The 22559-nt window shown below is 70.8% G+C and carries 24 protein-coding genes; 9 read left to right on the top strand and 15 right to left on the bottom strand.

Going from position 1 to position 22559, the window contains the following annotated elements:
• Nucleotides 1–85: 85 nt before the first annotated feature.
• On the bottom strand, nt 86–1018 hold the full coding sequence (locus AB0G79_RS24145; protein WP_360809734.1) for a ScbA/BarX family gamma-butyrolactone biosynthesis protein: 933 nt from the start codon (nt 1016–1018) through the stop codon (nt 86–88).
• Between the two features lie 151 nt (nt 1019–1169).
• Between AB0G79_RS24145 and AB0G79_RS24140 the strand changes: the two genes are divergently transcribed.
• Together AB0G79_RS24140 and AB0G79_RS24135 are read left to right on the top strand one after the other, a co-directional pair.
• Entirely contained in the window at nt 1170–1814 is a 645-nt protein-coding gene (locus AB0G79_RS24140) for a ScbR family autoregulator-binding transcription factor (RefSeq protein WP_360809732.1), read from the top strand.
• A gap of 117 nt (nt 1815–1931) precedes the next feature.
• A complete protein-coding gene (locus AB0G79_RS24135) occupies nt 1932–2666 on the top strand; it encodes an SDR family oxidoreductase (RefSeq protein ID WP_360809800.1) in 735 nt (244 codons plus the stop codon).
• Here the strand turns inward: AB0G79_RS24135 and AB0G79_RS24130 are convergent.
• On the bottom strand, nt 2606–3211 hold the full coding sequence (locus AB0G79_RS24130; protein ID WP_360809798.1) for a helix-turn-helix domain-containing protein: 606 nt from the start codon (nt 3209–3211) through the stop codon (nt 2606–2608). The two genes, AB0G79_RS24135 and AB0G79_RS24130, sit on opposite strands and share 61 nt — an antisense overlap.
• Before the next feature lie 205 nt (nt 3212–3416).
• Between AB0G79_RS24130 and AB0G79_RS24125 the strand changes: the two genes are divergently transcribed.
• Entirely contained in the window at nt 3417–4091 is a 675-nt protein-coding gene (locus AB0G79_RS24125) for a response regulator transcription factor (RefSeq protein ID WP_360809730.1), read from the top strand.
• A gap of 141 nt (nt 4092–4232) precedes the next feature.
• On the opposite strand, the gene AB0G79_RS24120 is transcribed toward AB0G79_RS24125, so the two are convergent.
• Complete coding sequence (locus tag AB0G79_RS24120) at nt 4233–5444, bottom strand: MFS transporter (protein WP_360809728.1); 1212 nt, start codon at nt 5442–5444, stop codon at nt 4233–4235.
• A 64-nt stretch (nt 5445–5508) separates the two neighbouring features.
• On the opposite strand from AB0G79_RS24120, the gene AB0G79_RS24115 reads away from it, so the two are divergent.
• Nucleotides 5509–5922, top strand: coding sequence for a MerR family transcriptional regulator (locus AB0G79_RS24115; protein ID WP_360809726.1), 414 nt, complete (start codon nt 5509–5511; stop codon nt 5920–5922).
• Here the strand turns inward: AB0G79_RS24115 and AB0G79_RS24110 are convergent.
• The 10 genes from AB0G79_RS24110 to AB0G79_RS24065 form a co-directional block, all read right to left on the bottom strand.
• Complete coding sequence (locus AB0G79_RS24110; RefSeq protein ID WP_360809724.1) at nt 5865–6800, bottom strand: fumarylacetoacetate (FAA) hydrolase; 936 nt, start codon at nt 6798–6800, stop codon at nt 5865–5867. The two genes, AB0G79_RS24115 and AB0G79_RS24110, sit on opposite strands and share 58 nt — an antisense overlap.
• Before the next feature lie 82 nt (nt 6801–6882).
• Complete coding sequence (locus AB0G79_RS24105; RefSeq protein WP_360809722.1) at nt 6883–8172, bottom strand: pyridoxal phosphate-dependent aminotransferase; 1290 nt, start codon at nt 8170–8172, stop codon at nt 6883–6885.
• A 207-nt stretch (nt 8173–8379) separates the two neighbouring features.
• On the bottom strand, nt 8380–10041 hold the full coding sequence (locus AB0G79_RS24100; RefSeq protein WP_360809720.1) for an AMP-binding protein: 1662 nt from the start codon (nt 10039–10041) through the stop codon (nt 8380–8382).
• Complete coding sequence (locus AB0G79_RS24095; protein WP_360809718.1) at nt 10038–11156, bottom strand: Glu/Leu/Phe/Val dehydrogenase dimerization domain-containing protein; 1119 nt, start codon at nt 11154–11156, stop codon at nt 10038–10040. The genes AB0G79_RS24100 and AB0G79_RS24095 overlap by 4 nt, the downstream gene beginning before the upstream one ends.
• A gap of 46 nt (nt 11157–11202) precedes the next feature.
• Nucleotides 11203–11766: a gamma-glutamyl-gamma-aminobutyrate hydrolase family protein gene (locus AB0G79_RS24090; RefSeq protein WP_360809716.1), complete on the bottom strand. Its 564-nt coding sequence runs from the start codon at nt 11764–11766 to the stop codon at nt 11203–11205.
• A gap of 12 nt (nt 11767–11778) precedes the next feature.
• The gene (locus tag AB0G79_RS24085; protein ID WP_360809714.1) at nt 11779–12609 is read right to left on the bottom strand and encodes an acetylglutamate kinase; all 831 of its coding nucleotides are present in this window, start codon (nt 12607–12609) and stop codon (nt 11779–11781) included.
• Entirely contained in the window at nt 12606–13661 is a 1056-nt protein-coding gene (gene argC / locus AB0G79_RS24080; protein WP_360809712.1) for an N-acetyl-gamma-glutamyl-phosphate reductase, read from the bottom strand. The genes AB0G79_RS24085 and argC overlap by 4 nt, the downstream gene beginning before the upstream one ends.
• On the bottom strand, nt 13658–14509 hold the full coding sequence (locus AB0G79_RS24075) for a RimK family alpha-L-glutamate ligase (protein ID WP_360809710.1): 852 nt from the start codon (nt 14507–14509) through the stop codon (nt 13658–13660). Before AB0G79_RS24075 ends, argC begins: the two co-directional genes overlap by 4 nt.
• Before the next feature lies 1 nt (nt 14510).
• Complete coding sequence (locus tag AB0G79_RS24070) at nt 14511–14696, bottom strand: lysine biosynthesis protein LysW (protein WP_360809708.1); 186 nt, start codon at nt 14694–14696, stop codon at nt 14511–14513.
• Between the two features lie 110 nt (nt 14697–14806).
• Entirely contained in the window at nt 14807–15961 is a 1155-nt protein-coding gene (locus AB0G79_RS24065; protein WP_360809706.1) for an isopropylmalate synthase, read from the bottom strand.
• A gap of 319 nt (nt 15962–16280) precedes the next feature.
• Between AB0G79_RS24065 and AB0G79_RS24060 the strand changes: the two genes are divergently transcribed.
• The 5 genes from AB0G79_RS24060 (at nt 16281) to AB0G79_RS24040 (ending at nt 21652) form a co-directional block, all read left to right on the top strand.
• Nucleotides 16281–17468: an acyl-CoA dehydrogenase family protein gene (locus tag AB0G79_RS24060; RefSeq protein ID WP_360809704.1), complete on the top strand. Its 1188-nt coding sequence runs from the start codon at nt 16281–16283 to the stop codon at nt 17466–17468.
• A 20-nt stretch (nt 17469–17488) separates the two neighbouring features.
• The gene (locus AB0G79_RS24055) at nt 17489–18679 is read left to right on the top strand and encodes an acyl-CoA dehydrogenase family protein (RefSeq protein WP_360809702.1); all 1191 of its coding nucleotides are present in this window, start codon (nt 17489–17491) and stop codon (nt 18677–18679) included.
• Between the two features lie 223 nt (nt 18680–18902).
• Nucleotides 18903–20432, top strand: coding sequence for a tRNA (N6-isopentenyl adenosine(37)-C2)-methylthiotransferase MiaB (gene miaB, locus AB0G79_RS24050; RefSeq protein ID WP_360809700.1), 1530 nt, complete (start codon nt 18903–18905; stop codon nt 20430–20432).
• Nucleotides 20433–20549: 117 nt separating this feature from the next.
• Entirely contained in the window at nt 20550–20885 is a 336-nt protein-coding gene (locus AB0G79_RS24045; RefSeq protein WP_360809699.1) for a hypothetical protein, read from the top strand.
• 41 nt (nt 20886–20926) lie between these two features.
• Complete coding sequence (locus AB0G79_RS24040) at nt 20927–21652, top strand: hypothetical protein (protein WP_360809697.1); 726 nt, start codon at nt 20927–20929, stop codon at nt 21650–21652.
• A gap of 108 nt (nt 21653–21760) precedes the next feature.
• On the opposite strand, the gene AB0G79_RS24035 is transcribed toward AB0G79_RS24040, so the two are convergent.
• On the bottom strand, nt 21761–22069 hold the full coding sequence (locus AB0G79_RS24035) for an antitoxin (RefSeq protein WP_360809695.1): 309 nt from the start codon (nt 22067–22069) through the stop codon (nt 21761–21763).
• A gap of 54 nt (nt 22070–22123) precedes the next feature.
• Complete coding sequence (locus AB0G79_RS24030) at nt 22124–22426, bottom strand: hypothetical protein (RefSeq protein ID WP_360809694.1); 303 nt, start codon at nt 22424–22426, stop codon at nt 22124–22126.
• Nucleotides 22427–22559: the final 133 nt, after the last annotated feature.

The following is a 22559-nucleotide window of genomic DNA, read 5'->3' as shown; positions in this document are numbered from 1 at the left end:
GCGGTGAGCTGCCGGAGGGGACGGGCGGGGCGTCGGGGCCCGCGGCGCGGCGTCGCCCGTGCGGGCGACGGCGCTCTACGCGAGGTCATGCCGAGCGAGGCGTCGTGGTGACGGCCGTGGTGACCGTCGGTATGCCGTCCTGGGAGGCGTGCACCAGCACCTGCCTCCGTCCTGTGCCGTCCGCGACGCCGGGCTCGGCGGTCACCAGGCAGGGGCGGTCGAACTCCACGTACCGGAAGAACTCCGTGTCGCACGCGGTCGCGTCGACGGGCTCGGGCAGCGCGGCCTGCGCGGCCTGGACCGCGGCTTCGAGCAGCACCATGCCCGGTACGTGATCGTGCGGGTGGTCGAAGAGCACCGGGTGGCCGGTGTCGGTTCTCAGTTGCCAGGTCAGCGGCGTGCCGGTGGGCGACAGGACCACGTCCTGTCCGTCGCCGCGGCCGACCAGGTGCGCGGCCACCGGGGGAGCCGGCGGCAGGGCCTTCGAGAAGGCCTCGGCCGCGTTGGCGTAGGGGCCGCGCAGCCGGTCGTACAGGAGGGGCGGGTGGGCCGAGTACTGCACCTCGGCGTGGCCGATCCGTTCACCGAGTCGGAAGGCCTCGATGTGCGAGGTGAGATGGAACGAGCCCATCCGGCGGCGTCTGACGGAAGGGTGGCTCACCAGGAGCGTCACCGACTCGGATCCGGGGCCGCGGTCGATGGTCAGGGCGGCCGGGTCGACGCGGAAACGTAACTGCTCCCAGCCGAGCCGGTGGCCCAGGGGCACCTCGTGCACCTCGTGGGTGAGCAGGGCGAGGGCCTGCCGAAGGCTCTCGGTGAGGAGGAGCGGGCTGTACCGGTGGCCCTCGGCGTAGAAGGCGTGGTCCCGGGGCCAGTGGACGGTGATCTGCTGCGTGGTCTCGCAGAGCCTCGTCCACGCGGTGATCAGGACTTCCTGCGCGCTGGCCTTGCGCACGAGAGTGCCGATGTCGATCGCGGTAGCCGGCAAGGTCGTGACAGCTGTGTTGCTCGACGTCATGGTTCGTCTCCTCGCTTGCGGGCAGGGGGAGTTGAGGCATGGAAGCGTGTGGTTCGCTGATGCCTCGCATAAAATAAAGAAGATTCTTCTTTTGGAGAAGGATCGAGATCGCGGATTGAGACAGGAGCGTGGACACGTGGCGGGTCGGGTCATGAAGCAGGAGAGGGCCGAGCGGACGAGGGCGGCAGTCGTCCGGGCCGCGGCGGAGGTCTTCGCGGAGAGCGGATTCGCGGGCGCAAGCGTCACGAAGATCGCCGACCGTGCCGACGTGACGCTGGGCGCGATCTACTTCCACTTCCGCAACAAGGAGGACCTGGCCAGGGACATCGTCACCGCACAGCCTGAGTTCGTCGTTCCGCCCAACCCCTCGCAGGGGTTGCAGCACGCCGTCGACGTGACGCTGACCTGGGCGTACCGGCTTCTGGAGAGTCCCATTCTGCAGGCCGGTGCCCGACTGGTCTGGGAGCAGGAGCACTTCACCGCGCCGGAGGAGAACTCGCACCAGCAGTGGACCGAGCTCATCGAGCGGGACCTGCGCGCGGCGCAGGCCAGGCGCGAACTGAAGGCGGGGACCGACGTCGGAGCCCTGGCCCGCCTGATCGTCAACGCCTGTACCGGCGCGCAGATGCACTCGCACATCGAGACCGGTCACGCGGACCTGCCCCAGCGCGTGGAGGACGTCTGGCGATGTCTCCTGCAGGCGGTCGCGGTGCCCAGCGCCGCGAAGCGGATCGAGCTGGGGCGGGCGCGGGGGATGGGCGACGAGGCCGCGGACGCGCCCCGGTCCGCCTCCTGACGATTGGCCGGATCGGAACGGTTCGACGGAACCCGGCGCGTGGGAGCGTGCCGTTCACCAGAATGAAGGGGGAGTGGCATGGCACAGGGCAGAGGCTTACTCGACGGCAGGAGCGTCATGATCACGGGCGCGTCCAGCGGTATCGGCGCCGCCGCGGCGAGGCACTTCGCGGCGGAGGGGGCGGCCGTGATGCTGATGGCCCGCCGCAAGGACCTGCTGGAGGAGCTCGCCGCGGAGATACGGGACGCGGGCGGGCGGGCCGAGACCGCGCCGGGCGACGTGACGGACAGCCGGGCGGTGGAGGATGCCGTCGCCAGGACGGTGGAGGCCTTCGGGGGGCTGGACGGCGCGTTCAACAACGCGGGCTGGGGCGCCATGGGACCGCTCCTGCACGAGACCGACGACGCGGTGTTCGATCGCGTCATGGACGTCAACGTGCGCGGCGTGTGGAACTGCCTCAAGCACCAGCTGCCCGCGATGGCCGCCCGGCCCTCCGGAGGTTCGGTGGTCAACACCTCAAGTACGGCCGGCCGGTTCGCCACCGGTGCGATCGCTCCGTACGTGGCGGCCAAGCACGCTGTCGTGGGCCTGTCCAGGGCCGCTGCCGCGGAGTACGGAAGCCACGGCATCAGGGTCAACGCCCTGCTCGTCGGGGCCACACGCACCGAACTCATGGAATCCGCCATCCGTGACGTCCCCGGCCTCGCGGAGGCCGCTGTGGCCCGCGCCGTCCAGCGCCGCCTCGCCGAACCGGTGGAGGTGGCACGGGCCGCGGCATGGCTGCTGAGCGATCAGGCCTCGTTCGTCACCGGCGGAGCGGTGCCGGTGGACGGAGGTGTCGGCGCCGTGTGACCTGTCTCGTCCGTGAGGCAGTGCATGACTAAATCCCAGATGCGCGCCACCCGCTGAGCGGGTCGTCCTGCCGGTATGTCCGGACAGGAGGCCCGCCGGCGGATGTCGTGCTCCGCCCCCACCACCAGGTACGTGGCCAGGCACTCCAGCGCGGCGCCCTCTGCGGGCGTTCGGGCCCCCGCGGGCGAGCCCAGCCGGTCGTGGATCACCGGCATCCAGACCGACGTCCACTCCGAACAGTATTCGGTGGACTCGCGGCTGAGGCGGGCCGCTGCCCGTACCGTCACGTCCTCTTCGAGGAGCGCCGTCAGCGCCACGCTGAGGGAAGCGACCGCCCGTACGGGAGGCTCCCGCCGCGCCGCCACCCGTCGCACCGCCGTCTCGGTGGCCTCGCGTCCCTCCGCGCGCACCGCGGCCGCCAGTTCCTCCTTGTTGGGGAAGTGGAAGGTGAGGGCTCCGACGGAGATGCCGGCGGCTCTCGCGATGCGGGACAACGAAGAGCCCTTGTAGCCCCCGGTGTCGAATTCGCTTGCGGCAGCACGCATCACGACCTGTCGTGTCCGGGCGGCTCGGTCCTGCATCGCACCATCCTTCACTGACGTCTCGACCTCACAGCCGATGGTGGCTGTCGGGTCACATTAGACGGCGTACTCGCCACAGCAAAAAAAAGAGAACTATTATTTGTTCTGACCTGACGGGCGTGCGCCAGGGTTGTACGCCCTTACGTTGACGGGCACTTGAGGGGGAGCGGTGACGCAGACGGCGATCCACGTGCTGGTTGTCGAGGACGATGCCATCGAGGCCGAGGCGAGGATGAACGACCTGCGCAGGCAGGGGTACTCCGTGAGCAGCGTGGACACCGGTGCCAAGGCGCTGAGGATGCACCAGAACTCCGACCTGGTCCTGCTGGACCTCGATCTGCCCGACATCGACGGCATCGAGGTGTGCCGGACCATCCGGGCGTCCGGTGACAAGCCGATCATCTCCGTGTCGCCGGGCGACGCCGAGATGGACCGGGTCCTGGCGCTCAAGGCCGGTGCCGACGACTGCGTCGACCTCTCGTGCGGTTCCCGCGAGATGGCCGCGCGCATCGAGGCGGTGATGCGCCGGAGTTCGCCGCGTCAGACCCCGGCCCGCACGATCGTGCTGGACACGCTGCGCATCGACGTGCCGGCCCGTGAGGTGCGGCTCAGAGGGGAGTTAATCGGCCTGACGGGCAAGGAGTTCGACCTGCTCCACGTGCTGGCCGCCAACGCCGACGAGGCGGTCTCCCGCAAACAGCTGATGGCCAGGGTCTGGGAGACCAGCTGGGCCGACTCCAGTCGAACCATCGACACCCACGTCCGCAGTCTGCGCGTCAAGCTCCGCGCGAGTTCCTGGATCGTCACCGTGCGCGGCGTGGGATACCGCATGGGGCGGGGGTGAGCGGGGCGCGTGGCGGTCCCCCGCGATCTGCCGCGCGCCCTTCCCGAAAGCCCGGGGGCAAGACGGCGCGGCCCCCGGGCGACGGGGTGCGCGAGGCACCGGGTCGCTCAGAGGCCGCATCCGTACGTGTCCCGCGGTGGCTCAGGTCGCGCTCGGGCGCTTGGCGGGGAAGCCGTGCCGCCGGGAGGCGACGACGACCAGGAGCACGGGCACCAGGAGGAGCAGTACGCTCCACGGGAAGGACGTGGGGCCCATGGAGTCGAGCAGGATGCCGCCGACCGCGCCACCGCCGGCCATGAACGAGTTCCAGGTGGTCACCAGCAGGGCCTGGCCCCGGTCGCCGCCCGCGTCCGTGACGGCGGTCTGCAGCAGGGTGGCCACCCCGCCCCAGCCGAGACCCCACAGGACCATCGCCGTGTACACCACGTAGTCGCTCTCCGCGAGCAGTGCCAGCATCACCGAGGCGACGATGAACAGCGCCGTGGAGGCCACCGTCAGCTGCCGCAGCTTGCGGTCGACCATGGCACCGGTGACGAAGATGCTCACCATGGACGCGATGCCGAACACCAGCAGCACGATGTCGCGCCGTCCGCCCATCTCGTACTCGTCGAGGAACGTGGCGATGTAGGTGTAGAGGATGTTGTGGGCCAGGACGTAGGCGGCCACCACGAACAGCACGGCCACGACGCCGGGCAGCTTGAGGGCCTTCAGGATCGGCTCCCGCTGCCCCGCCTTCTGTCCCGGGGCGTCGGGCACCGATACGCTGATCCAGGCGAGCAGCAGGGCGGAGATCAGGGCCACCAGGCCGAAGGTCAGGCGCCAGCCGAACAGGCCGCCGAGGAAGGTGCCGACCGGGATGCCCAGGGAAAGGGCCAGCGGGATGCCGGCCATGGTGATCGCGATCGCCCGTCCCTGCAGGTGAGGCGGTGCGAGCCGGCGCGCGTACCCGACCAGCTCGGCCCAGACGGCCGCGGCCGCCACACCGGCGAGCAGGCGGAACGCCATGGTCAGCGGGTAGCTGGAGGACACGGCGGTGACGACGTTGGCGACGGCGAAGACCACCACGGCCAGCAGCAGCAGCCGCTTGCGCCGCCATGCCGACGTGGCCACGGACAGGGGGATCGCCGCGACGCCGGTCGCGATGGCGTAGATGGTCAGCGACTGACCCGCCGCCGACTCGCTGACGGACAGGTCCCGGGCCATCTCGGGCAGGACGCCGGCGGGGAGGGCCTCGGTGAGGATGCCCATGAAGGCGGCCGTGCCCAGGGCCAGGAGGGGGGACCAGGGAAGTCCCTGGCCCGTGTCTTCGTTGGAGGTTGCGGAGGCCGGTGACTCGGTCTGGGAAGTGGTCATGACTGTATGCTCAAACCCTTACATTGATGTGAAGGTCAAGGTGATGGAAGGTGATGTGGGTCACATGTTGATCGGAGAGCTCGCAGAACGCACCGGAACCTCTCGCCGCTTGCTGCGCTACTACGAGGAGCAGGGACTGCTCCGCTCCGGTCGGTCTCCCAACGGGTACCGGGACTACGCCGAGTCCTGCGTCGACCGGGTGCTCCAGGTGCGCGGTCTGCTCGACGCGGGGCTGCCGACCCGGATCATCAAGCAGATCCTGCCGTGCATGGACACTCCGCGCGCCACCCGCATCTCGAGCGCCACCGACGAGACCATCGCGACCCTGGAGCGGGAACGCGACCGGATGACCGACCGCATCCGCTGCCTGGAGCGCAACCGTGACGCCATCGCCGACTACGTGGAAGCGGTCCGCAAGGCTCAGGACGAGGCCCGGTCCCAGGCGGTGAAGCCCGCGGAGGCCGCCGTACTCGTCTGAGGGGCGTAGGCGACCTCGTTCGACAGCACCACGCCGTGGCTCGCGATGTCGAAGGTGACCCGGTCGCCGTCCGCGATGCGGAACCCGGCGTGGAAGCTGGCCTTGTCCGAGCCCAGCAGCAGGTAGTTCACCAGCTCCGGCCGGCGCATGCCGGGGTAGGAGAACAGGTTGTCCACCATGTCCGGCACCCGCTGGAAGATCGCGTCCGCACCGCAGGTGAAGTCGCCCTTCCACGCGACGGCGCCCTCGCGCTCGATGATGATCTGCCCCGTCACCGACTCCGGCGGCGCACCCAGGAACAGCCACGGGGTCATGGACGTGTCGCAGAGCTTGGCGTACGGGGTCCATCCCCACGGGTTCTTCAGGTGCAGGCCGATGTCGTTGAGGTCGTTGGCGAAGGTGTACCCGGCGTAGTGCGGATCACCCTGCTCGTCGTTGACGAAGACGAGACCGACCTCCGGCTCCTCCAGGAGCGCCACCGCGGACGCCGGCACCGTGAGCGGCGCGCTGTTCGTCTCCAGCCACGCACCGAACCCCTTGATCAGCCAGTTCGGGGCGATGAACTCCTCGTCGGGCGCCGGCGGCTGGGGGAACTTCGAGCGGTGGGTCCCCATGAACCCGGTGATCAGGGAGTTCCCGGAGTCCTTGGGAAGCAGCGGCGGGAGGTAGCGCACCTCCGGGTCGCCGTAGGCGACCGTGACCGGGGCGCCACCCGAGACCACCGAGGCCAGCAGCGCCTCGGTGCCACCGCCGGCCAGGACGGCTCGGCGTAGTTGCCCGTCGGACACCGGGTACAGGGTGAGCGGCTCGGCGGGCACCGGAAGCCCCAGGCCCGCGTAACGCTGTCCGCGGTACTCGCATTCGAAGAGAACGGACATCACAGAGCGACCTCCTCAAGGTCGTCGGAAGGGAATCCGCCGCCCGGCCGGAGCGCTGGCGCGGCGATGATGGCAATCCGGCTCAGGGCCGGTCGTCGAAGGCCGCGGTCAGATCCGTCAGGACCTCCGAGACCCGGTCGAGTGACGCCCTGATCCAGGGCAGTGACAAGGGGTCGGGCGCGGACAGTGCCGCCCACCGCTCGGCGTCGGTGTCTCCGTACAGTCGGCTGGTCGCGACCCGGATCCGCAGGGATCGGTCGGCTTCACCGAACGCGGTGCCCGACAACACGCCGACCCCGTAACGGTCGGTGAGCAGGGCGGCGAGATCGTCGCCCCCGGCGACCCCGTGGACCCGGCCGAGCGCCTCCCGCAAGGGCTCGAAGTCGGGATACAGATAGCAGGTGGCCCGCACGGGGGCGAGCCGCGCGCCCGTGGCCGTGAACGAAGCCGCCACCTTCCGGACCACCCGTTCGTGCAGACGCCGGGCGGCGGCGACGTGCGCGACCACCTCCGGCGGCTCGCCGAGGGCGTAGGCGGCGGCCGCTTGCATGGGCGCCGCCGTACTCGACCAGACCTGGCTGGCGACACCCACGAGCCGCCCGCGCAGGCCGTCGCCCAGGGGGCCGGACGGCAGGCGGGCGATGCCGATCCGCCAGCCTCCCAGCGCCAGGTTCTTCGTCAGCCCGGTCGTCACCACGGTGCGCTCCGGTGCGAACACGGCGGGGGAGACCGCCGGACGCTCGGGATCGAACACCAGGTCGCAGTAGATTTCGTCGGAGACCACGACCAGGTCCAGCTCCCTCGCCACCGTCGCCAGCCGGCGCACCGTCTCCGGTGACGCGATCGTGCCCGTCGGGTTGTCGGGCACGGTCACGACCACGCACCGCGGATCACGGCCGGCGGCGCGGGCCGACAGAACGGCCTCGCGCAGCGCGTCGGGATCGGGCACACCGCCCTCACCGGGCCGGACGGGAACCGGCAGCGGGCGGGCTCCAGCCAGCCGGGCCTGGGCGCCGTAACTGACCCAGCTCGGTACCGGAACGACCACGTCCGTGCCGCCCACCGCGAGCAGCAGTGCGAACAGCAGGGGTTTGCTGCCCGGTCCGCAGACCACATCGGCCGGACCGGTCTCCAGTCCGCGCCGGGTCCAGTACCCGGCCGCCGCGGCCCGCAACTCCGCCGACCCGGTCACCGGCCCGTAGGCATTGCGGTCCGCCGCCTCCGTCAGCCGCTCCCGAAGCGCCGGAAGCACGGGGAGGCCGATCTCGCCACTGGCGAGGAACAGCACCCGTTCACCCGCCTGCCGACGGTGCTCCAGCTCCTGGTCGGCGGCCAGGGTCGCCGACATGGTCACCGGCACGGACGAGGACATGGCGCAGGCCTCCTGAGAGGGGGAGAAGAGTCTGGGAGAGAAGGAAGTGAGGGGAGAGGGAAGTGGGGGAGGAGGAGCGGGGGAAGTGGGGAAGTGGAGGGGGGAAGTGGGGGAGGAGGAGTGGGGGAAGTGGGGAAGTGGAGTGGGGGAAAGCCGGGGGGTGGCTGGGGGAAGGACACCCCCCGGCAGCTTTCGGCTGAGGGCGCGTCACCCTCCCGCGTACCGCGCCCGGAGCTCGACCTTGCGGACCTTGCCGGTCAGCGTCTTGGGCAGCGCGTCGACGACCTCCAGCCGCTCCGGGTAGAACCGGGGGTCCTGCCCGTTCCGGCGCAGGTGCTCCCGGATGTCCCGCAGGGTGGGACGGGCACCGCCCCGGGGCACGGCGACCACCAGGATCGGATCGTCCACCTGGCCGTTCGGCCCCAGCAGCGTCACCTCCGCCACCTTCGGGTGCCGGGAGAGGATCGCCTCCAGCTCCGCCATCGGCACGACGATCCCGTCACGCAGGATCGTGTCCTTCGCGCGCCCCAGGATCCGGATGCCGCCGCGCCCGTCCTCCCGCGCCACGTCCCCGGTGTCGAACCAGCCGTCGGCGGTCAACTCCGCGTCGAAGGCCTCCTGCTGCTTGAAGTAGCCGAGCGCCTGCGACGCGCCACGCGCCCGCAGCCGGCCAACGACGGCCCGCTTCGACGGGTCGTGGCACAGGTCGATCCGGATCTCCATGGAGTCGATCGGCCGACCGTGACTGTGCGCGGCCCAGTCCTGGTTGTAGTCCAGCCGGCTGATGGTGACCGGGCCGAACTCCGACATGCCCCACACCGAGTACGTGCGGGCCCCGAACGTCTCCCGCAACTCGTCCACCAGCGGCTGGAGAACAGGCGCCGCACCCGTGACCGTGTGCCGCAGGCTCGACACGTCGTGCGGGTCGATCTGCTGTGCCTGTGCCACGCCGGACAGCGTCGGCGGCGGCCCGTACAGCAGCGTCGCACCGTAGCGTTCCACCAGATCCAGCAGACCCGCGTGGTCCGGGCCGTCCTGGAACGCGATCGTCCCGCCCAGCATCACCCCGGCGAGCACGCCCTGGCCGAAGCCCGAGTAGTGGACCAGCGGGGTGGTGACCGCGGCCACCAGGTCGTCACGGAGCAGGAAGGTGTCGACGTAGCCGCGCACACCGGAGTGGACGGTGTTCTGGCTGTGCACGACACCCTTGGAGAAACCGGTCGTGCCCGAGGTGAACAGGACCACGAACGGCTCGTCGGGCCGGAGCTGCCGCCCCTCCAGATCAGCCGCGCGCTCGTGCTCCCAGTGCACCTGGACGAAGTGGTCGTGGAAGTCGACCGCGTCGTCGGGCGCGTGCCCCCCGACCACCACCACGTGCTCCAGCGGAAGCTCCTGCCGCAGCGCGTTGACGGTGTCCGCCAGCGGATAGCCCTCCCACTCGGGAACCGTCACGATCACCCGGGCCTCCGTGAGGGCCAGCCGGTGGCGCAGCTCCTCCTCCTGGCACACCGGCGCAATGGGGCATATCACGGCACCGACCGCCATGCAGGCGAACATCAGCGGCACCATCTCCCACCGGTTCGGCAGCTGTACGGCCACCACGTCACCGCGCTGAACGCCCAGTTCCAGCAGCGCCCCGGCGAAGCGGTCGGTCAGCCGGGACAGCTCCGCGTAGTCCAGGGTGTCCGTACGTGCCTCGTCCAGGCGGCGTCCCGCGACGGCCAGCTTGCGCGGCCGCTCCCGGGCCTGCCGGCGCAGGTCGTCGAGGAAGGTCTCGTCCCGCCACCAGCCCCGGCGCCGGTACTCCGCCATCCGGTCCGCGGCCTCCGCGCCGTGACGGGAGGGGGCGGCCACGACCGTGGCCGTCATCGGCGTTCCGCTCGCCGCGTCGCGAGGAGCTCGGGCAGAGGGTCGCCCGCCGTTGCCGCGGCGATCTCCAGAAGCGCACGGGTGTTGAGCTGGACCCGGTCGCCCACCCAGTCGAACACCCACGCCTTGCGGGCCTCGGCCCCCAGGTCGAAGGGGACCACCCGGGTGACGGCCAGTGCCGCCGACGCGGCCCCGCCGATGTTGGCGATGACGCCCGGCACCAGAGTGCCACCGGAGGCCCGGACCTTCTCCTTGGCCTCGTCGCTGGAGCTGAGGTTGCCGCCCTCGACGACCAGCGGTGCCCGCAGCCGGTGCGCGTTCTCGGCGTTGATCGCGTACTTCTGCGCGGCGAGGATCAGCAGGTCGGCGTCGACCTCGAGCCAGGCGTCGGCACCGTCCGACACGTTGACCCCGGCAGGGAGCCTGGAGCGGTCGATCCGTCCGAACTCGTCGGTGACGGCGATCAGGTCGTCCACCGGAAGCCGGTCCGCGCTGATCGTGCCGTCGATGTCGGCGACACCGACGATCACGTGTCCGCGTTCCTCCAGGAACCGGGCCACCGCGCGACCCACCGCGCCGAACCCCTGTACGACGACGCGCGCCGCCTCCGACCGCCCGGAGGCCTCCAGGGCGGTCACCGCGGCCACCCCGACTCCGTGCCCGGTGCAGTCGATCAGGGGCTCGTAGTACGTACGCCAGTCGATCGGCATGTCCGGGGCGCCCAGCCGGAACCGCGGGTCGTAGCCGGCCTCGTCGAAGAAGACCGCCCGGTCGGCCGGGGTCACCCCCATGTCGATGCCCAGGTGAATGCCGCCGTGCAGCAGCGGCTTGATCGTCCGGCCGAAGGTCCGGAACGTCTGCTCACGGTCCGCGCCGTTCGCGACGATGCCGGCCTTCGCGCCTCCGATCGGCAGTCCGGCCAGGGTGAACTTGTGGGTCATGTCGCGTGCCAGGCCCGCGACTTCCGCCTCGGTCACCCCGGGGGTCATCCGGGTGCCGCCCATGGCCAGGCCGTCGTAGAGGGAGTCGACGACGACCCAGCCCTTGATGTCGCCGCCGCTACCGTTCAGATGGACCGTGAAGGCCGGGTCCTGCGTCTCTTCCAGATCACTCATTGCCAAGTCCTTAAGAGGGGAAGTGGTGGGGGAGTCGGGTGCGCGGTCACTGGTAGAGCTCGGCGAAGCCCCGCAGGATCTCCCGCCCGTCGCTGCGGAACTCCAGGTGCGCCTGGGCGCCGTGGATCCGGCCGTCGTCCGAGCGCAGGAACTCCACGGGAGCGTGCTCGGAGCGGCCGATGGAGCGGAAGCCCGCGGGAGCCTCCTGCAGATAGAGGGTGTGCCGGTGGAAGACCGTCACCGTGGGCTTCACATGGGTGAACAACGGCTCCTCCTTGTCCACCTCCACGTCGTAACCGCCGACGCGCTGCGGGCCCTCGGCCAGCCGCCCGCCCTGCGAGACGGCGATGATCTGCATGCCGCCACAGATCCCGAACACCGGGACCTCCGAGGTCATGACCAGATCGATCAGCGGCTTGTAGAACTCCGTGTCGTACGCCCGTACCTTCGTGCCGCTCAGCACGATGGCCTGATGGCGGCCGTCCAGCCGGGCCGGCACCGAGGCGGCGTCGACCACGTCGGTGGCCGATCCCAGCTCCTCGAACCGGTGGCGCAGCTGCTTCAGGGACAGCGTTCCGTTGTTGACCACTAGCACGCGGGATTGAGCCACGTTCAGCGCTCCTCAGGTTCGTGTGATGACGGTGCCGGTGCGGCCGGCCAGCAGAGCGGTGACGGGCGCGCTGCCGATGACGACCCGCTCCACCCCCCGCTCCAGGCCCTCGCCCGCAGCCCGCAGCTTCTTGCGCATGCCGCCGGTGGCGCCCTTGTCGCGGAAGGCCGCGGCGGCTTCGGCACTGATACGGGAGACCGGCTCGCCGTCGATCAGCAGATGCGTCACGTCGGTGACCAGCACCAGGTCACTCGCGCCGATCTCGCCGGCGACGGCCGCGGCCGCCCGGTCGGCATCGGTGTTGACCTCCTTGCCGGCCTCGTTCCGCGCCAGTGGCGTGACCAGGTAGGCGTGGCCCGACTGCAGGTTCTTCAGCGCCTCGGGATCGACCCCGGTGATCGGACCCACCAGGTTCTCCAGTTCCACCAGCTGCTTGCCCTGCCACCACCAGCGCTCGCCCTCGCCGGCCCGTACGAGGCCGTCGCTGCCCAGCACTCGCTCGGCGACGATTCCGCGCGACTCCAGTCGGCCCAGCACGTCCTCGGCCATCACGGCACTGACCGTCTTGATGTCCGCGATCACCTCGGGCGTGGTCCACCGGCTCTGGTTGCCGTACCGGTCGCGCAGGATCGCCGAGGGCTCGCTGTAGCGAGGGCTGAATCGCTTCAGCGGTTTGGACCAGCCGTGCACCAGAACGAGCGGATGGCTTCGCCCGAGCTCGGCCAGGTCGTCCCACCACGGTTCGGCCAGATCGTCCAGGCAACTTCCGCCCAGCTTGACCACGACGGGGGCCGCGCCGGCGTTCCCCGCCACACTCTGAGTCACGTTTCCGTCTCCGCTCATGCCGGCATCACCGGTTGCATCGTCAGCCCCGTCTCCTCGGGGAGCGCGAACCGCAGGTTCGCGGCCTGGACGGCCTGACCCGCGGCGCCCTTGACCAGGTTGTCCAGGGCGGCGAGCGCGACGACGCGGCCGCCCTCCTCGTCGTGCAGCACCGTCACGTCGCAGAAGTTGGAGCCGAGCACCGCCTGCGGGTCGGGCACCGGGATCAGCGTCTCGTTGTGCCGGCGCACCCGGACGAACTGCTTGCCCTTGTAGAAGCGCGTGTAGGCGCGCTGCAGCTCCCGCAGGTCGACCTTCTCGTCCGTGAACACGTAGCTGCTCGTCATCAGTCCGCGCACGTGGGAGACGCCGTACGCCGACATCGACAGCGACGCGACCGAGCCCGGCCTGCCGCGTTCGAGGAAGTCACTCACCTCACCGGCGTGCCGGTGACCTGTCGGCGAGTACGGGGCGATCGCACCGTTGCGCAGCGGATGCAGGTCCGTGGTGCGCAGTGACAGGCCGCCGCCGCTGGAGCCGCTCTTGCCGTCCACCACCACGGTCTTCAGCGCCAGCCCGAGCCCCAGCGTCAGCGGGGCCAGGGACAGCGTCATCGCCGTGGCGTAGCAGCCCGGCAGCGATATCAGCGCGGCGTCCGCGAGCTGCTCGCCGACCAGCTCGGGCACGCCGTAGACGAACCGGTCCACGAGGTCGGTGCGCCGTTTCACCTTCGGGTACCAGCGGTCGTGGAGCTCCGGGGTGCGGATCCGGAACGCGCCGCTGAGGTCGATGACCGCCGGTATGCGGTCGGCCAGCAACGCGGCCAGCTCCGCGGAGACCGGCGCCGGCGTCGCCAGGAACAGCACGTCGACGAGATCGGCCACGTCCTCGGTGACCGGCTGCACCGTCAGGCCCATGTCGAAGCGCAGCCCGGGGTGCAGCTCTGCCGGTCGCCGACCGATGTTCGAGGAGCCGCCCAGGAAGGTCAGCTCCATCTCGGGGTGCTGGGAGATCAGTCTGATGAGGTCGCCGCCTGCCAGCCCGGAGGCGCCGACCACTCCTGCGCGGATCATGCGAGCAGCTCCTGAAGGTGTCCGCCGATGGCGGCGGGGACATCAGCCCCGGTCGTCTGGGCGACGGCCCTGAAACCGGGTGCGTGGTTGACCTCGTTGACGACGAAGCCCTCGGCCGTGCGGAACAGGTCGACCCCGTAGATCCCGGAGCCGAGGACGTCCAGCACACCGTTGACGATCTTCACCACGTCGGGGTCGCGGGCGATGGCGCGGCTGCTGTTGCCGAGCGCGGCGTTGTTCCGCCAGTCGGTGCCTCCGCTGGCGAACTCCGCGGCCCCGACGAGCTCGTCGCCCACCACCAGGCAGCGCACCGAAGTGCCTCCGGCGAGGAAGGGCTCGACCAGGCAGGCTTGCTCGAACGCGTGCCCGAGATCCTCGACGTAGTCGTACACCGACTGCGCGACATCGGCGTCGCGGATCAGGGTGACCCGCTTGCCCATGCCGCCGTACACCGGCTTCAGCACCAGCGGCAGCTCGAACTCCTCCAGCGCCGCGGCGAAGTCGGACCGCGAGAGCACCAGCCGGAACTCCGGGACCGGTACTCCTGCCGAGCGGAGCATGGTCCGCAGCACGGCCTTGTTCTCGCAGGCGTTGATCGCCCGCGCGGAGTTGATCACCGGAAGCCCGGCCTCCTCGGCCAGGGTGGCGATCAGGCCGCCGCGCGTGTAGCTGCGACTGCGCAGCAGCAGGGCGTCGTAGCCGTCCAGGCGCGAGGAGTCGGGACGGCCCAGGCACAGGGACTCGTCGTTCACCCACTCGATCGCCAAGCCCAGCGCCGGCGCCGCCTGGATCAGCTGCCTTTCCTCCCAGGCGATGCGGTCCGCGATGATCGCGACGGACTTGGTCATCTCACTGACCCCAGTCGCGCAGCTGCACCTCGACCATCGACAGCTTCAGCGTGCCGTCCTCGATGCCCTCGACGCGGAGCGTGAGCATGCACTCCGGGCACGAGAACGTCTCACCCTCGACGACCGGCGGCACGGTGAGGTCGGTCTCGCACTCGGGGCAGACGCCGAGCATGGTGGCGGTGGACATCAGATGACTCTCCTCAATCACATGTGACAGAACAGAAAGGGAAGGGAGCAGAAGGGACGGAATGTGACGCGGGTGACGCGGGTGACGCGGGTGAAGCGGGGGGCGACCGGTCAGGCGGCCTGGAAGTCGACGGCGGCCTTGCGGATCGCGTCGCGGTCGAGCAGCTGTCGACCCGTGGCCTCCTGCCGGTCGACCAGCCACGCGGTGAACGGCTCCACGTCCACGGACACCCCGCTGTCCGTCAGCGCCCACCGCACGAGGGCGGGGGTCAGCCGGGTACGGACGAGCAGCTCCCGGGTGTTGCCGACCAGTTCCGCGGGCAACGTCTCGTATGCCTCCGGGTGGGTCAGCTGACCCGGCAGTTCGTAGGCGAACGCGTGCGGCGACGTCGGGCCCGACTGGAACGCCTCCCCCAGGCCGGCGCCGCGCAGCGCGACCCGCGACAGCTCGGTCAGATGCGTCAGGTCGAACCGGGTGTCTCCGTGCACCACGCGCAGGGCGGTCAGCAGCTCGGCCAGGGGCGCGTTGCCGCCTCGTTCTCCGATGCCGCCCACCGTGGCCGAGATCCACTGCGCGCCCGCGCGGACCGCGGCCAGGGAGTTGGCCACCGCCATTCCCAGCATGTTGTGCGAGTGGATCTCGATCTCGGAACCGTCGATCGCGGTCAGATCGCCGATGACTTCTTCCATCTGCCAGGGCGACAGATAGGCGACCGTCTCCGCGAGCCGGAACCGGTCGGCCCCGGCCGCGAAACCCGAGGTCACATAGGGAACCAGTCGTTCCTTGGGCGTACGGGCGCCGTCCTCGCCACTGAAGGTGACATGGAAGCCGCGTTCCTTGGCCTGGGTGATCGCCGAGCGGGCCAACGCCTCCAGGAACTTGGCGCTGGGTGATCCGAGCTTGAGTGCGGCGTGCTGCTCGGACGTGGGGATCGAGTACATGATGTGTCGCACGCCGAGCCGTTCCGCCTCGTCGAGGGCCGTGGCGACCTGCTGTCGGTCGCGGACCACCACGAGCGTCATGCTGCGCTCGGGTCCGATGGCCTCGTGCGTGGCGAGGATCAGATCGGCGTCCTTGGAGCCGGAGCCCGAGACCATGCCCACCTCGACGAGGTCGACACCGGTCTTCACCAGCAGGTCCGCGATGATCGCCGCGTCCTGGGGGCCGAATTCCACGCCGGCCATGTGCGCTGAGTCTCGCAGGGTCGCGTCGGACAGTGACGGCAGAATTTTCGGAATTCCGGTCTCGAGGTCTTCGCTTTCCATTGCACTACCTCCGTGTGAGGGTCCCGAATTACGTTTCCGGGCCAGCGCTATCCGCTGAGTTCGAATCGAAAGCCGGGCGGTTGGCGAGCCGATGAACATCCTGGGGGAGGCGGCACGGCCGGGGCAACAGCTCCCAAGTGAGGTTCTTGTCAAGGGATGTGTGGTCATGTCATGGCGCGTGACGTCCGCTGAAATCTCGCGCCGCACTGTCAGGAAATCAAGGGGCGTTCGGTTCTCCGGATATGTTTTCGAAGTCCGCTTCTTGTGCGGGTTGTCGCCCCTGGCTTCGACCCTCTTCGGAAAAGGGGAAAAGGAATCCATGGTGTCTCCGCAAGACCATGCCGCCCTAGACGACGCCTCATCAACGGCCGATCGGGCCCGAGAGCTGGCCGATCGGACCCGTGAGCTCGTCGACCGCCTCGTCCGCCCCAGCACCGCGGACCGCGACCGCCGTCGGCACTGGGACAAGACCCTCTTCACGGCACTCTCCGCCTCCACCGGCCCCGCACTCGCCGGCCTCCTCGTCCCCGAGGCCTACGGCGGTCCCGGGCTGACGGCCACCCAGACCTGCGCCGTCCTCGACGCACTGGGCGAAGGCTCCCGCGACCCCGGACTCTCCCTCGCCGTCACTGTCCACGCCGTCCTGGCGACGGTGCCCCTGCGGGCTTTCGGCAGCCCCGCCCAGCGCGAGCGCTACCTGCCCCGCATGGCCACGGGAGAGTGGCTCGGCGCCGTGTCCCTGCGGCAGACGCAGAGCACCGCGTTCGCCCCCACGATCACCGCCCGGCCCGCCACGGACGGGCCGGGCGGTTGGATTCTCGGCGGCGAGGTCGACATGGTCGCCCTCGGCCCCCAGGCGCACCACTTCCTCGTCATCGCCGAACACGAGGACGGATCGCGCACCGCCTTCGTCCTCGACCGCGACACCCCTCGACTGCGTGTCGACAGCACCGACTCCGTCGCGATGCACACCTGCCCCTGGGGGCGTCTCGTTCTCGATGGCTGCTCCGTGCCCTCCGAGACCGTCCTCGGCACCGTCGGTTCCGCGGCCACCGAGATCGAGCCCCTGCTCGCCACCCTCGACTGGGTCTTCTCCGGCGCGTCCTGGCTCGGCATCATGCGGTCCCTCACCAGCGACGCCCTGGCCGCCGCCGTCACCCGCAAACTGTTCGGCGCACCCCTCGCCCACGCCCAGTCCGCCCGCTTCGTGCTGGCCGACATCGCCACCCGTGGGGAGCTGGCCGCGGGCCTGCTGCATCGAGCCGCCGCCCAGTTCGACGCAGGTGGCCGGCCCTCCCGGCAGGACGCGGCAGCCGCCCGCCTGTTCGTCGCCGCCTCGGCCCGTACCGTGACCGAAGGCGCCGCCCGACTCGCCGGTCCCCTCGCGGCCACCGGCGACCAGTTCGTCGAACGCGCCTACCGCGACGCCTTGTTCTTCGCCTCGGCCGGCGGCGGCGACGACGTGCTGCGTCCCGTCATCGCGGCTTCCCTGCTCGGACTCGGCTGACCATGAGGACCATCACAGACATGAGCACTCACCCCGACGCCTTTCCCGGCATCGCCGCCCGCGCTGCCCAGACCGATGCCACCGGCTCCATCCCGCCCGAGAACTGGCGGGAACTCGTCGACAGCGGCTACCTGCGCCTCTTCCACCCCGAACACCTCGGGGGCACCGGCGCCGACGCCACCACCCAGGTCCTGGCCATGGAGGCCCTTGCCCGGGCCTGCTCCGGCACCTACTGGACCGCCACCGTCTCCGCCCTGCTGTGCGGCAAGCTCATCGCCACGTACGGCGACGAGCGCCACCACCCGCTGATCCGCCGGCTGATCAGCGGGGAGAGCCTCGCCGCCTTCGCGATCGTCGAGCCGGCCGCGGGCAGCGACGCCGGAACCTACCGCACCACCGTCCGCCGCGTCGGCGACGGCTACACGATCAACGGTGAGAAGTCCCGCATCACCAACGCTCCCAACGCCGACCTTGCCGTCACCCTCGCCCGTCGGGACAAGCCCGCCGACGACGACGGCCCCGACTGGTGCCTTGCTTTCGTCGACCTCAACCAGCCTGGCGTCCGCCGCTACGACATCCCGCACATGGGTCTGCGCGGTATGCCGTGGGGGGGCATCGTCTACACCGACGCCCACATCGACGAGGCCGACGTCATCCCCGTTCCCTTCACCGAACTCGCCGAAGGGATGACCTGGGGCTGGCTGCTCGTCTCCGTTGCCGCCGTCGCCACTGCCGAATCCGCTCTCACCGCCTCCATCCACCACGCTCAGCAACGCGTCTCCTTCGGGCGCCCACTCGCTCACATGGAGGGCGTTCACGCTCAGCTCGCGGACTCACGGTCCCAGATCGACGCGGCCCGCCTGCTCGCGCACCGTGGCGCCGCCGAACGCGTCGCAGGCAACTCCGCCCGCCATTTGATCGGCATGCTCAAGATCTACGCCACCGAGATGTCGGTCGAGGTCGCCGCCCGCGCGGTCCAGATACACGGCGCGGCGGGCGTCACCCAGGGCCATGAGGTGGAACGTCACTACCGGGACGCTCAGATGAACGTCATCGGAGCGTTCGCCACCAACCGCCTGCGCGAGCAGATCGCCGAAGGCCTCGGCCTCGGCCCCGCCGTGTACCGCCCCTTCGACTGGCTCACCTCCACGGGCCTCACCCATGACCCGGTCAGCCTCGATGGCCTTGCGACCTGTGCCCCGACTCCTTGAGATCCCGGGCGGCGGCCGCCGGCCGCCGCCCGGCTCGGCCCTCCCGGGGAAGGCCGGAAGTCGTCGCTCGGGTACCTCGCCGTACGCGTGAGGAACCCTCTCCACCCACCCGAGGACCTGCTTCTCGGAAGTGTTCACCGTCCGGGGCGAGGACCAGCCAGGCGCTCGCCCCGGGGTCCGTACGCCGAACCTGACATCTTCGGGGAGCGCCTACTCTTGAATCATGACCAACAGCAGCGACCGGAGCCCGGCAGTGGACGTTCAGAGAACCAAGAGCTACGAGATCCGCACCTACGGGTGCCAGATGAACGTGCACGACTCCGAGCGGCTCTCCGGTCTGCTGGAAGAGGCGGGCTACGTCCGGGCCCCCAAGGGCGCCGACGGCGACGCCGACGTCGTGGTCTTCAACACCTGCGCGGTCCGCGAGAACGCGGACAACAAGCTGTACGGCAACCTCGGCCGACTCGCGCCCATGAAGACCGCCCGCCCGGGCATGCAGATCGCCGTGGGCGGCTGCCTCGCCCAGAAGGACCGCGACACCATCGTCAAGAAGGCCCCCTGGGTCGACGTGGTCTTCGGCACGCACAACATCGGCAAGCTGCCGGTCCTCCTGGAGCGCGCCCGCATCCAGGAGGAGGCGCAGATCGAGATCGCCGAGTCCCTCGAGGCCTTCCCGTCGACGCTGCCGACCCGCCGCGAGTCCGCGTACGCCGCCTGGGTCTCGATCTCCGTCGGCTGCAACAACACCTGCACCTTCTGCATCGTCCCGGCGCTGCGCGGCAAGGAGGAGGACCGCCGTCCCGGCGACATCCTCGCCGAGATCGAGGCGCTGGTCGCCGAGGGCGTCTCCGAGATCACCCTCCTCGGCCAGAACGTCAACGCGTACGGCTCCGACCTGGGCGACCGCGAGGCCTTCTCGAAGCTGCTGCGCGCCTGCGGCCAGATCGAGGGCCTGGAGCGGGTCCGCTTCACCTCCCCGCACCCGCGCGACTTCACCGACGACGTGATCGCGGCGATGGCCGAGACGCCGAACGTCATGCCGCAGCTGCACATGCCGCTCCAGTCCGGCTCGGACTCGATCCTGCGCGCGATGCGCCGCTCGTACCGGCAGGAGCGTTTCCTCGGGATCATCGAGAAGGTCCGCGCGGCCATCCCGCACGCCGCCATCTCCACCGACATCATCGTGGGCTTCCCCGGCGAGACCGAGGAGGACTTCGAGCAGACCATGCACACCGTCCGCGAGGCCCGCTTCGCGAACGCGTTCACCTTCCAGTACTCCAAGCGCCCCGGGACCCCGGCCGCCGACATGGAGGACCAGATCCCCAAGGAGGTCGTGCAGGAGCGCTACATGCGCCTGGTCGCCCTCCAGGAGGAGATCTCCTGGGAGGAGAACAAGAAGCAGGTCGGCCGCGTCCTGGAGGTCATGGTCGCCGAGGGCGAGGGCCGCAAGGACGGCGCCACGCTCCGCCTCTCGGGCCGCGCCCCCGACAACCGACTCGTCCACTTCACCAAGCCGGAGCAGGACGTCCGCCCCGGCGACGTCGTGACCGTCGAGATCACGTACGCCGCTCCGCACCACCTGCTCGCCGAGGGTCCGACGACGTCGGTACGCCGCACGCGTGCGGGTGACGCCTGGGAGAAGCGCACGGCCGCCGCGGCCGCGAAGCCCGCGGGCGTGCTCCTCGGGCTGCCGGGGATCGGCGTCCCGGAGCCGCTCCCGGCGATGGACGCACCGGCCTGCGGCAGCCACTGACACAGGCGACTGACACAGGCGACTGACAAGGGCCACCGCCACAGGCCACTGACAGGGGCCACCGCCACAGGCCGCCGACAGCCACCGACCAGAACCGTCACACCCAGGGGGGACCCGATGGGGAAGTGGGCCGTCTTCGCGCAGTACGGCTCCGGTGAGTCGTACCGGACCGAGTTCGTCGCGCGGGTGACCGGCACCAGGGAGGACGCCCGCGCGGCCATGCGGGACGCCACCCTGACGTGCCGGGCGCCCATGCGGGAGAAGTGGCGCGAGGTGTACCGCCTCCCCGGGGGCGACAGCTACCTCGTGATCGTCAAGGGGGCCGCGAGCCTGAACGAGGTCACCCTCACCATCGCCGAGATGGTGTACGACTCCGCCGACCCGGCCGTCGCGGCGGCCGCGGATCCGGACTTCCCGGCGCACGCGGACGCCGAGGACACCGGCTCCGTCTGAGACCCCGGAGGACCGGCCCCGGGGGCAGTAGGGTGCGGATCATGCTTGTCGCCGCAGCCGTCTGCCCCTGCCCGCCGCTCCTCGTGCCCGAGGTCGCGACCGGCGCCGCCCCCGAACTGGACGCCGCGCGGGCCGCCTGCGCCGACGCCCTCGGACTGCTCGCCGCCGCGCGCCCCGACCGGCTGTACGTGGTCGGGGCGGGCGGCGGTGGCGTCTTCCCGGCCGGTTCGACCGGCTCCTTCGACGGCTTCGGCGTCGACCTCTCCGTACGCCTCGGCGAGGCCCCCGCGGAGGGGGCCCCGGAAGGGGAGGCCGCCGCGGAACGTCCGCTGCCCGCCGGCCTCGCCGTCGGCGCCTGGCTCCTCGGCCGCGCCGACTGGGCCGACGCGCCCGTCGAGGGGCTCGCCGTGGACGAGCGGGCGGCGGTCGGCGAGCTCGCCGCGGCCGGCCGCGGACTGGCCGCATCCGCCGAGCGCGTCGCGCTCCTGGTCATGGGGGACGGCAGCGCCTGCCGGACCGTGAAGGCACCCGGCTACCTGGACGAGCGGGCGGCCGGTTTCGACGCCGAGGCGGCGCGTGCGCTCGGCACCGCCGACGTGCCCGCGCTGCTCGCGCTCGACGCGGAGCTCGCGTACGAGCTGAAGGCGGCCGGCCGCGCGCCCTGGCAGGTCCTCGCGGGCGCCGCCGAGGACGCGGGCCTCGAAGGCCGGCTCCTGCACGAGGACGCCCCGTACGGGGTGGAGTACATCGTGGCGGCCTGGTCCTGAACCGGCCGTGAAAACGGCGGACGGCCGCGGAGCGCGATGCTCCGCGGCCGTCCGCCGTGCGGAGGGACGGTCGGGGCGGGTACGAGCGGCCGATGCCGTCGGGCGGTGTCAGGCGGCAGGCGGCGGAGTCGTGCCGCCGGGGTTCCCGGGCGTGCCGTTCCCCGGCGTGCCGTCGTGCCCCGGTGCGCCGCTCCCCGGCGTGCCGTCGTCCTTGTGGCCGATCCGGTCCAGCGCTTCCTTGGCCTTGCCGGTACCGGACTGGATCTTGTCGCTGTACTTGCCCTTGGTCTTCTCGTCGACAAGTTTCGCGGCCTTGTCGAGGCCGTGGTCGATCTTGTCCCCGTGCTGCTGCGCGAGGTCGGCCACCTTGCCCTTGGCCGGGGCGATCTTGGCCTTCAGCGAATCCAGGAGACCCATGGGGCACCTTCCCTCCGCCGGACCCCCGGGGGAGTCCGTGTTCCGTTGTCCTGCCTACCTACGGGCGCCTTCGTCCGCTTCGTTGTCCGCCGCGGCCTCGACCGACTGCTGCTTCGGGATCTCGACCACGTCGACGGGTGCCGACGCCGCCTCGGCGACGTCCTCACCCTCCGTGGCCTCGGTGCCCTCGGCGACCGCCGCCCCCGCCGCGACGTCCGTCCCGGCCTCCGCCGCGACCTCGGCCTCGGCCCCCGCGGAGGCGTCCGCCTCCGTCGCGGCCCCTGCCTCGACCGCGGCCTCGGTGGTCACCTCGGCGTCCGGCGCGGCCGGCGCCGCGTCCGGCGAGACCTCGGCCACATCCTTCTTCTTACGGCGAAAGACTGCAAAAACGCCCATATTCACTCCATAGCGTACTCGGATGAGAGGGCCTCGGCGGTGATCGACGGCCGGAACCTCGCAACAGGCAACGAAGGCGACAAGGGGTCGTCAC

This window comes from Streptomyces sp. NPDC020807 (assembly GCF_040641575.1).
Lineage (GTDB): Bacteria > Actinomycetota > Actinomycetes > Streptomycetales > Streptomycetaceae > Streptomyces.
The sequence above is the reverse complement of the archived record's forward strand: the minus strand, read 5'-3'. Positions and strand labels throughout refer to the sequence as shown.